The sequence below is a fragment of the Yinghuangia sp. YIM S09857 genome (assembly GCF_051388915.1).
Lineage (GTDB): Bacteria > Actinomycetota > Actinomycetes > Streptomycetales > Streptomycetaceae > Yinghuangia.
Window position 1 is genome coordinate 134174 of record NZ_JBPKBH010000026.1, and the last position, 10788, is coordinate 144961.

Here is a 10788-nt window from a genome sequence, read left to right on the forward strand (position 1 = left end):
GCGGTCCGCCCCCGGACCGCGACCCACACACGGTGCACGCCGATTTCACCCCTACGGGTGACGGCTCGTCAGGACGCCGTCTTCGGCTGGGTGAGGTCGTACAGCGTGGTTCCGTCCACCGTCTGCGCGGTGAAGTTGGCCGCGACCCACTGGGCGATCTCCTGCGAGGCGCCGCTGCCGCCCATGCGGTTCATGGTCATGCCTCCGCCTTCACCGATGAAGTAGTGGACCTTGCCGTCGGCGACGATCTTCCGGAACTCCTCCAGGGTCGGGGCCGGGTCGCTGCCGTTGAAGCCGCCGAGCGCCATGACCGGCTTTCCGGTGGCGAGTTGGAAGCCCGAGGCGCTGTTGGAGCCGACCGCGGCCGCCACCCAGGTGTAGTCCGAGGCGTTCTTCTTGAGCAGGTCGGTGACCTCCTTGCCGGGCTTGCTGCCGTTGAGCAGCCCGCCCGGGCCGCCCATGCGGCCGTAGCCCGGTGTCGTCGGTGCGCCCTGCGGGCCGCCGCCCTGCCTGGTGCCGTCGGGTGCGGAGCCGCCCTGCGGTGCGCCCGGCCCGCCGTTCGGCTGCTGCCCGTCGGGGGCCTGGCCGCGGGGGGCCTGCCCGTCGGGCGCCTGGCCACCGGGAGCCTGCCCGCCGTCCGGCGCCTGGCCGTTCGGTGTTTGACCGGCCGGCACCCGACCGTTCGGCACCGTGATGGGCCGGCCGTTGGGGCCCATCAGGAACAGCCCCGGCCCGCCCACGCGTTCCATGCCGCCCGGCCCGCCGAAGCCGGCCGGACCGGCCGTCGGGATCGAGCCCTCGTGCGGTGTCCTGGCGGTCTCGACCGAGTACGCGACCGGCGCCGCGAGGACGGCGGTGAGCGTCAGGCCGGCCGCGCCCACCGCGACCGTACGGGCCGCCAAGCGCGTGGTGGCGAGGATGCCGACCGCCGCGAGACCGCCCGCGGCCAGGACCGCGTACCGCAGCCACGGGTGGAAGTCGGGGGTGCGGTCGAGCAGGACGTACGCCCACCAGGCCGACCCCGCCACCGTCGCGGCCAGGAACACCGCGGCCTTCCACGACCGGCGCTTCTGCCACAGCAGCACGCCGCCCATGCCGACCAGCGCGCCCACCGCCGGGGCGAGGGCCACGTCGTAGTAGGCGTGGAAGATGCCCTTCATGTAGCTGAACACAAGCAGCGTCGTCAGGAGCCAGCCGCCCCACAGCACGAACGCCGCGCGCTGCCCGTCCAGTCGCGACCGGCGGCGCGTGACCCACAGGCAGGCGAGGGTCAGCGCGAGCGCGGCCGGGATCAGCCACGCGATCTGGCCGCCGTTCTCGGTGTTGAACATGCGGTCCCAGCCGGTCTCCCCCCAACCGCCTCGGATCACCGGCATGTTGCCGCCGCCCGCCTCCGGCGCCGCACCGTTGGGGAGCGTCAGCATGCCACCGCCCACGCTGCCGGTCTCCTCGCCGTTGAGGCGTCCGAAACCGTTGTAGCCGAGAGTGAGTTCGAGGATCGAGTTGTGCTGCGAGCCGCCGATGTACGGGCGTGACGACTCCGGCCACAGCTCGACGGTGAGGATCCACCAGCCCGCCGAGGCGATCAGCGCCCCGCCCGCGGCCAACAACTGCCATACGCGGCGCCACCATCCGGTCGGCGCGAACAGCAGGTAGGTGACGGCGAAGGCGGGCACCACGATGAACGCCTGCATCATCTTGGTAAGGAAGCCGAAGCCGAGGAACACCCCCGCCCAGACAAGCCACTTCGTCGACGCCGTCTCCTGGGCGCGCAGCACGGCGTATGCGGCGGCCACCATCAGCAGCACGAGCAGCGCGTCCGGGTTGTTGAACCGGAACATCAGCGCCGCCACCGGCGTGCACGCCATCACCGCACCTGCGATCAGCCCCGCGGCGGGCCCGAAGCGTCGACGCACCGTCAGGTAGAGGAGCCCGACGGCGGCGACGCCTTCGAGCGCCTGCGGCACCAGCATGCTCCACGAGTTCATGCCGAAGACCCGGGCGGACAGCGACATCACCCACAGCGAGGCCGGGGGCTTGTCCACGGTGATGAAGTTCGCCGCGTCCGACGAGCCGAAGAACATCGCCTTCCAACTCTCGCTGCCGGCCTGGACGGCCGCGGCGTAGAACGAGTTGGCCCAGCCGGACTCGCCGAGGCTGTAGACGTACAGGACCCCGGTGAGCAGCAGCAGGCCCAGCAGCGAGGGGCGCACCCAGCGCGGGTCGGCCTCGTTGCCGCGCACGAACCGCACGGTGCGGTCGCGGGCGATCTGAGGGGCCGTCAGTCTGGGGACGGACGCGGTGTGTTCGGGATGGGTCGTGGTCACCTGGAGACCTCGGCAGTGGTGTCGGGCGGCGCGGCGGTGCGGAACACCCATACGCGCAGCAGAAGGAAGCGGACCAGCGTCGCGAGTGCGTTGGCCAGGACGAGGACGGTCAGTTCGACGCCCCGCGACGCGTCGGGGGCGAGCAGGTGCAGGCCGCCGAGCGCGAGGCTGGTGGCGGCGAGGCCGAGGACGAACGCGATGCCGCCCTGGGCCTGGTGGCGCAGTGCGTGCGAGCGTCCGCGGACCCCGAAGGTGAAGCGGCGGTTGGCCGCGGTGTTCGCGACGGCCGTGACGAGGAGCGCGAGCGCGTTCGCGGCGAGGGCGGGGAGGCCGGTGCGGAGGAGCGCGTACAGCCCCATGAACGCGAGGGTGCTGAGGACGCCGACCGCGGCGAAGCGCGGCAGTTGGCGGCGCATTCCGGTGGGCAGCCTGGCAGCCTGCGTGCGGGCCGACATGGGGGCGTGGAACGTCCCGCCGAGAATCCGGCGGCCCACGCGGGCCATGCCGCGCAGGTCGTCCACGGCGGTGCGGACCACGTCGACGCGGCTGTCCGGGTCGTCCACCCAGTCCACCGGGACCTCGTGGATGCGGAGCCCGGACCGCTGGGCGAGCAGCAGCAGTTCGGTGTCGAAGAACCACGCCTCGTCCTCGACCAGCGGCAGTAGCGCCCGCGCGACGTCACTGCGGGCCGCCTTGAAGCCGCACTGCGCGTCGGTGAACCGCGCCGCGAGCGTCGTGCGCAGCAGCAGGTTGTACGTGCGGGACACGAACTCCCGCTTGGGGCCCCGGACAACGGCCGAACCGCGCGACAGGCGGCTGCCGATCGCGATGTCGCTGTGCCCGCTGAGCAGCGGCGCGACGAGCGGGAGGAAGGCGTCGAGGTCGGTGGACAGATCGACGTCCATGTACGCGACCACATCGGCGTCGCTCGCCGCCCAGACGTGCCGCAGCGCGCGGCCGCGGCCCTTGAGGTCGAGGTGCACGGCGCGCACGTGCGGCAGTTCGCGGGCGAGGCGCGAGGCGACCTTCCAGGTGTCGTCCACGCTGGCGTTGTCGGCGACGGTGATGCGGAAGGCGTACGGGAACTCGGCCAGGAGGTAGGCGTGCAGCCGGGTGACGCTCCGCTCCAGGACGTGCTGCTCGTTGTAGACCGGCACGACCACGTCCACGAGCCGCTGCCGGCGGGCGGTGGACGGCGTCGGCACGCCGGGCGGTCCGTCCGTCCCGGCACCGGTGTCCAGTGCTGTCGAGTGTGCGGGCGAGTGGTTCATGGGCCCCACGCTCGGCGCGGGGACTGGGAGGCGCCTGAGCCGATCCTTAACGCCGGATGAGAATGCCGGACCGGGGACGGATGTTCCGCCAGGGGCCCTTCGCGTCCGCCGGCAACTCCTGCGCGCCCACGTCGCACGTCACCCGGTGAACCCTGCCGTCGAAGCTCGCGGGCCACGGGGCGGATGTACGGTCTGCCCTGCCGTGGTCCCGACCGGACTCCGCGTTGTGTCGGTGCGGCATCTTGTGGTCCGGAGCGCCGCGGCTTTGGAGTGCGTGTCGTTCCACGCGTCCGCCCATCCGCGTTGCGGGTCACGGCCGCCTGTTCGCCGCCCTGCCGGTTGGCCTACACGATGCGTAGTCCCACGTCAACGGGGAGTGCCGTGTGGCTTCTCGGGGCGGGGGTTCCTAGGGTTGGTGGTCCGGCCGAGGGGGGAGCGTGCTCCGTGGTGCCTCGTACGACGCCGCACAGACTGCGGTTGCTGGCCGTACTGCTCGTCACCGCCGTCCTGTTGGTCGCCGCGGCGTCCTGGACGCGGGTGGTCCGGGCCGGTGAGGACGCCGACCGGTTGCGGGAGCGGCGGCTGCCCGCCGTGCTGGCGCTGGAGCAGGTCGCCGAGGCACTGACCGCTGCCGACCGGGCAGCGGTCGGGCAACTCGCCTCCGGCTCCTTCCCGTTGACCGGTCCGGGGACCGACTACCAGGACGCCGTCAAGACCGCCGGGCAGGCGCTCGCCGACGCGCGCGAGCGGCTCGACGGATCCGACCGCACACTGGCCCAACTCCGGGCCGTCGACGGGCTCATCATCGAGTTCACCAGCCTCGTCGGCATGGCCCAGTCCGGCGGCGAGGGGCCGCGCGCGGTGGCCGGGATCGCGTACGCGTCCGACCTGCTGCACGCCCCGGACACCGGAATCCTCGCCCGGGTAGGGCAGTTGCGCGAGAGCGAGCTCGCCGCGATCCGCGAGACGCGGGACGACTACTGGACCTCGCCGACCGCCATGGCTCCCCTCGCGGTGAGCGCCGCGGCCGGGCTGGTCCTGGTCGTGACGACGCTGTGGTACCTGCGGCGCCGGTTCCGGAGGCACATCAACCCGCCGCTCGTGCTGGTCCTCGTCGGGTTGCTCGTGCTGTCCGCATGGGACCTCTCGAACGCCGCCCGCACGCGCGAGCGGATCGACACCGCCGCGGGCCCGGGCGTGACCCGCCTCGCCGAGCTGTGGCAGGCCCGTACCGCGGTGCAACGCGTCGTCGGGGCGGAGTCGTTGGCGCTGGTGACCCGCGGGGTCGGCGTCGACCACCGGGCCGCCGCGGACGCCGCGCTGCGCGAACTCGCCTACCCCGCCGGGCCGGAGGCCACAGTACGCGCAAAGGCAGCGGAAATGGCGGGCATCGTCGGGGAGTTGCGCGGCCGGGGCTTCGGGCCGGAACCGGACGGTACCGACCACACCCCGCAGGACCAGAGAAGTGTCGACCTGGTGATCGGCGGTGATTCCGGAACACTCACCGCAGTTGCCGAGGACGCCGACAACGACATCGCCGACGCCATCGCCGAGACGCGCCGCGACACCGAGCGGCGCCTTGCCACCGCGTCCGACGACCAAGGACTCGCCGTGGGCGGCCCGTTGCTGTGCCTGGGGATGCTCGTGGCCGGGCTGTGGGGGTTGTGGCGCAGGTGGGACGAGTATCGGACGGGGGGCTGAGGCATGGGGTTCCGGAAGCGCACCGGGAAGCGCACCGGCAATCGCTCTGGCATGCGCACCGGCACACGTGCCGGGATGCGCTCCCGGCTGCGCCGCCGCACCGCGATCGTGCTCGCCGCCGCCGCGTGCGCGACCGGCCTGGCGGCGTGCGCGGACGACGGCGACGGCCCGACGGTGACGGTCCTCGGGACCTGGACCGGCGCCGAGGAGGAGGCGTTCGAGCGCGTCGTGGCGCCGTTCGAGCGGCGTACCGGCATCGACGTGCGCTACGAGGGGACCCGCGACGTCGACGCCGTGCTCGCCGCCCGCGTCGAGGCCGGCACCCCGCCCGACCTGGCCGCGATCTCCTCGCCCGGCAACCTGATCCGGTACGCCCGGTCGGACCGCCTCGTGTCGCTGGACGCCGTGCCCGGCCTCGCAGAGAGCGACCGCGACTACGCCGCCGACTGGGTGACCCTGGGCCGCGTCGACGGCAAGCGCGTCGCGGTCGTCGTCAAGGCGGCCCTCAAGAGCCTGCTCTGGTACGACCCGAGGACCCTCTCCGAACGCAACCTGGCCCCGCCCACAAGTTGGCAGGAAATGACGAGTGTCGCCGGGGAGTTGGCGTCCGACGGCGTCCGGCCGTGGTGCCTCGGCCTCGCGTCCAGCTCGGCGTCCGGGTGGCCCGGCACCGACTGGATCGAGGACATCATGCTGGCTCGCTACGGCCCGGAGGCCTACGACCGGTGGGTGGACGGCAAATTGGAGTGGACCTCGCCCGAGGTCGCCGGGGCCTGGCGCACGTGGGGCGACCTGCTGGCCATCGGCACAGGGACAGGCTCGGGCAGCGCCACCGGCTCGGGCAGCGCCGCCCGCGCCACAGGAACGGTCCAGGTCGGCTCCGGCGGCCCGATGCGCGCGCTGCTCACCCCGTACGACCGCGCGGGCGCCGACCTCGTGGCCGCCGAGCCCGGGTGCGGCCTGGAGCACCAGGCGTCGTTCGCCGCGGGCTGGTACGGCTCCGCCCCCGGCGGCCCGGTGCCCGGCGTGGACTACGACTTCGTGCCGTTCCCGGCGTTCGCGGCGCCGGGGTCCTCCGGCGCCGGAGCGGCCGCGCCGCCTCGCGAGGTGGCCGGCGACGTGATGGCGATGTTCAAGGACACCCCGGAGGCCCGGGAGTTGATCGCCTACCTTGCCGGTACGGAGGCGCAGACGCTGTGGGTCCGCGAAGGGTCGCTCAGCGCGAACCGCGGTGTCCCGCCGAACGCGTACCCCTCGCACCCCGTCGCGCAGCGACTCGGCAAGGCGCTCGCCGACGCGGAGGCGATCCGCTTCGACGCGTCCGACCGTATGCCGGGGCCGATGCGCGGGGCGTTCCACCGCGCCGTCCTGGCGTACGTCGCCAACCCCGCCGACCTCGACGCGATCCTCGCGGACCTGGAGCAGGCGCGGCAGTCCGCCTACCCCTGACCGGGCGCCCGGTCGGTGCCCGGCAGGCGGAGGCGGGCCAACGTACCGCCGCCCTCGGCCGGTTCGAGCCCGACCGTGCCGCCGCTCTCCGCGACCGTGCGGGCCACGATCGCCAGCCCGAGGCCCGAACCGGGCAGCGCGCGGGCGCTCGCGGAGCGCCAGAACCGCTCGAAGACGTACGGAGCGTCCGCGGGATCGATGCCGGGCCCGTGGTCGCGTACGGTCAACTCACCGTCGCGCAGCCGGACTTCGATGGCCCCATCGGGCGGCCCGAACTTGACCGCGTTGTCGAGCAGGTTCAGGACGGCGCGTTCCAACTCCTGTTCCTCGCCGCGCACGTGCCACGGCTCGACGTCGACCACGAACTCCACCTCCTGACCGCGGAGTTTGGCGCGTTCGACGGCGTTCTCCACCGCCGCGTGCAGGGCGGCGACGCCGCGCGCGGGCGCATTGCGCGCCCGGTCGGGGCGGGCAAGTTCGAGGAGGTCGACGACCAGGCCCGACAGCTCGCGCAGTTGGCCACGCACGTTGCGCAGCAGGCGCTGCTTGTCGGAGTCCGGCAGCGGCCGGTTCTGCTCCTCGCTGAGCAGCAGCAAGTCGGTATTGGTGCGCAGACTGGTCAGCGGCGTGCGGAGTTCGTGGCCCGCGTCGGCGATCAGGCGCTGCTGCCGCTCGCGGGACGCCTTGAGCGCGCTCGTCATCGCGTTGAACGAGGTTCCGAGCCGGGCGATTTCGTCCTTGCCCTCGACCGGGATCGTGGTGTCGAGGTCCTCGGTCCGCGCGATGTGCTCGACCACGTCGGTGAACCGGTCGACCGGCTTGAGAGCGGCACGGGCCACGAGGACCCCTGTCGTCGCGGCACCGAGGATGCCGATGCCGGAGACGATGCCGAGGAGGATGCCGAGGTTCTTGAGGGATTCGTCGATATCGGTCAAGGGCCGAGCCAGGATGAACGCCTGCACACCTTCGGGTGAAGGGATGGCCCGAGCGAAGACCCGCATGTGGGTCCCGTCGGCGTCGGTGGCGTCGTGCAGCGACTCGCGTCGCAGGCCTTGTGCGACGTCCAGGTCGGCCTGCGTGGGCGGGATCTCGTAGGCGAACTCCGAGACGCACACCGTCCCGTCGGGCCGGACAATCTGCCGCGTCTCGAACGTCCGTGCCTTGTTGCTGTCGTCGGTTTGGACGAGCACGGGGCCCCGCTCGTTGACGAATTCACAGCCGGATCCATCCGACGAAGTGGACAGGCGCACCACAGGAGGCGGCGGCACTGCCCGTAGTGATTCGTCCATCTGATGCATCAACTGGTCCCGCGTCAGGAACCAGCACGCGATCGAGGCCCCGATGATCGCGACGGCCACCGCCGAGGCCGTCATGAGGGCGAGCCGGGCGCGCAGCGGCAGGTGGCGCCTCACGACGAACCCTCCGGCGCCCTCAGCACGTATCCCACCCCGCGCACCGTGTGCACGAGGCGCGGCAGGCCACCGGCCTCCGTTTTGCGCCGCAGGTACATCACGTACACGTCCAGCGAGTTCGAGGACGGCTCGAAGTCGAACCCCCAGACGTTGCGCAGGATCTGCTCACGCGTCAGCACCTGGCGCGGATGCGACAGCAGCAACTCCATCAGCGTGTACTCGGTGCGGGTCAGCTCGATCGTCCGCCCGCCGCGCGTGACTTCGCGCGAACGGGTGTCCATGCGCAGGTCGGCGAACGCCAGAACGGCGTCGTCGGCGGCATCGCCGGCGGGCCCGACCATTGCGCTGCGGCGCAGCAATGCCCGTACCCGAGCGAAGAGTTCGTCCAACTCGAACGGCTTCACAAGGTAGTCGTCGGCGCCCGCGTCGAGCCCCGTCACCCGGTCGCCGACCGCGTCGCGTGCGGTGAGCATGAGGATCGGCACGGTCTCGCCGCGCCCGCGCAGCCGCCGCGCGGTCGTGAGGCCGTCCATGCGCGGCATGAGCACGTCCAGGATCACCAGGTCCGGAACCTCCCGCTCCAGCGCGTCGAGGGCGGCGAGCCCGTCGGGGGCGAGCGCGACGGTGTAGCCCTCGTACCGCAGGCTGCTCTCCAACGCCTCGCGGACCGCGGGCTCGTCGTCGACGACGAGGATGCGCGCGGCGGGCGCGGGGCCGCTCATCGGGGACTCATGGGATTCATCGGGGACGGGATCTCCTGTGTCGGGCACGTGGCGTTCGGGCGCGCGACGGGCGGGGGCTCGGCGTTCGGGAGCGTTGCGGGCGGCGGCGTTGCGGACGGGGGCGGTGTCCGGTGGTTCACGCTGCCATGCCCCGGCACCGCCGCGCCGTAGGGCGGACGGTGCCGGGGCGGTGTGTCGCGGCACGGCTCGCACGTACGCTCACGCCTTGGCGCCGGACTCCAGGTCGCCGAGCAGGGCCTTCACCTGGTTGACCGGGATCGCGAAGCCGAGGCCGACGCTGCCGGCGTCGCCGCCGAGCGAGCCCGAGGTCGGCGAGTAGATGGCCGAGTTGATGCCGATGACGCGGCCGCTCATGTCCAGCAACGGGCCGCCGGAGTTGCCGGGGTTGATCGACGCGTCGGTCTGGATGGCGTGGTACGTCGTCCCCTCCGACTGCGCGGTGCTGTCGTACGTCCCGCCGAACGGCAGCCGACTGTCCTGCCCGGAGTCCGCCGACGGCACGGTCACCTCGCGGTCGAGCGCGCTCACGATGCCGGAGGTCACGGTGTTGGTCAGACCCTCGGGGGAGCCGATCGCGACGACCGGGTCGCCGACCGCGACGGAGTCCGAGTCGCCGAGGGTCGCCGGCTTGAGGTTGTCGACCCCGTCGACCTTGAGGATCGCCAGGTCGCTGGCGGTGTCGGTGCCGAGCACCTTGGCCTCGGCGGTACGCCCGTCCGAGAACGTGACGGTGATGGTCCCGCCGTCGGCGCCGTCCACGACGTGCGCGTTGGTGAGGATCTTGCCGTCCGCGCTCAGCACGATGCCGGAGCCGCCGGACGTGCCGCGCCGCGTCTTGACGCCGATCTCGACCACGCTCGGAGTGACGGCCCGGGCGACCGCGGCCACGCCGGTGAGGCTCTTGTCGGCCACCGACTGCACCGGCGCGCTGCCGGTGGCGGTGTAGGAGGAGGACGACGAGTCGTCGTCGAACCCGCCCCCCACCCAGCCGCCGGCCACGCCGCCCAGCAGCCCGGCGGCGAGCGCGGCCGCCACGACGACGGCCACGCCGCGCCGCCGCAGCGCCGACCGCTTCGGCGCGGCGGTGCCCGCGGCCTCGTCCGAGGGCGGGCCGAAGGAGTACGTCGTACTCGTGCCGGTCCCACCCGGATCGCCCCCGGGCCGACCGTCCCCGAGCGCATCGGCCCCACCCGACCCGTCCGGAACCGACCCGCCCAGAAGCGACCCGTCCGCACCCGACCCGTCCGGAACCGACCCACCGTCCGCCCCGCCGCTCGCCCGGGCGTCGCCGTCCGGATCCGCCGACGCGTCGTACCCCGGAGTAGGCGGGCCGATGGCGAACAGCGGAGTCTCCTCGCCGGAGGCCGCGTACTCGGGAGCGGGCGTCCCGGCACCCGCGTCCGCGCCCGTCCCGGCGGGGAGCGGGCCATACCGCGCGGCGGCCGGAGGCGGCGGCGGTGCGGAGGCGTCGCCGTACGCCGCCTCCTGCGGCACAGCAGCCTCAGACGACCCGTCGGTGTTCGGGTCCTGACCGGGGTTCCGTGGTGTCGTGTCCATGAATCCGAGCTTCGGCCCGGTTTCTGAGAATCGGCTGAGCGCGCCATGAAGGGTCGCCTCAATCTCCCCGCCCCGGCACGGCCCCCCGCGACCGTCCGCCCGCCAAGCGACGCCACTCTGACGCCCCCCGGCCCCACCGGCCGCGACCTGCGCCATTCCCCGATGTCGGGTGACGGACGCCCTTGACCCTTGCAGGGGCCGGTGGCTAAATCGGAGCCGGTCGCCTGGGGATCTCCGGGGGCCGATCGGCTAAGAGGAGAAGTACATGCGCGCGATCCTGCACACGGACAAGGGTGTCGAGACTCGGGACGACGTGGAGGTGCGCGAC

Annotated in this window: 7 protein-coding genes; 2 read left to right on the top strand and 5 right to left on the bottom strand. The window is 73.0% G+C overall.

All coding sequences use genetic code 11. The features are described from left to right. Nucleotides 1-68 precede the first annotated feature (68 nt). A complete protein-coding gene (locus ACRX5S_RS36580) occupies nt 69-2327 on the bottom strand; it encodes a glycosyltransferase family 39 protein (RefSeq protein ID WP_436777553.1) in 2259 nt (752 codons plus the stop codon). Then, nucleotides 2324-3598, bottom strand: coding sequence for a glycosyltransferase (locus tag ACRX5S_RS36585; protein ID WP_436777554.1), 1275 nt, complete (start codon nt 3596-3598; stop codon nt 2324-2326). Before ACRX5S_RS36585 ends, ACRX5S_RS36580 begins: the two co-directional genes overlap by 4 nt. A 444-nt stretch (nt 3599-4042) precedes the next feature. On the opposite strand from ACRX5S_RS36585, the gene ACRX5S_RS36590 reads away from it, so the two are divergent. Then, the gene (locus ACRX5S_RS36590) at nt 4043-5299 is read left to right on the top strand and encodes a hypothetical protein (protein ID WP_436777555.1); all 1257 of its coding nucleotides are present in this window, start codon (nt 4043-4045) and stop codon (nt 5297-5299) included. A 51-nt stretch (nt 5300-5350) separates the two neighbouring features. Continuing rightward, on the top strand, nt 5351-6748 hold the full coding sequence (locus ACRX5S_RS36595) for an ABC transporter substrate-binding protein (RefSeq protein ID WP_436777556.1): 1398 nt from the start codon (nt 5351-5353) through the stop codon (nt 6746-6748). Here the strand turns inward: ACRX5S_RS36595 and ACRX5S_RS36600 are convergent. From ACRX5S_RS36600 to ACRX5S_RS36610, 3 genes are all read right to left on the bottom strand, one after another. Beyond that, on the bottom strand, nt 6739-8160 hold the full coding sequence (locus tag ACRX5S_RS36600; protein WP_436777557.1) for an ATP-binding protein: 1422 nt from the start codon (nt 8158-8160) through the stop codon (nt 6739-6741). The two genes, ACRX5S_RS36595 and ACRX5S_RS36600, sit on opposite strands and share 10 nt — an antisense overlap. Beyond that, entirely contained in the window at nt 8157-8882 is a 726-nt protein-coding gene (locus tag ACRX5S_RS36605) for a response regulator transcription factor (RefSeq protein ID WP_436777558.1), read from the bottom strand. The genes ACRX5S_RS36600 and ACRX5S_RS36605 overlap by 4 nt, the downstream gene beginning before the upstream one ends. Nucleotides 8883-9101: 219 nt before the next feature. Continuing rightward, nucleotides 9102-10460, bottom strand: coding sequence for a S1C family serine protease (locus tag ACRX5S_RS36610; protein ID WP_436777559.1), 1359 nt, complete (start codon nt 10458-10460; stop codon nt 9102-9104). Nucleotides 10461-10788: the final 328 nt, after the last annotated feature.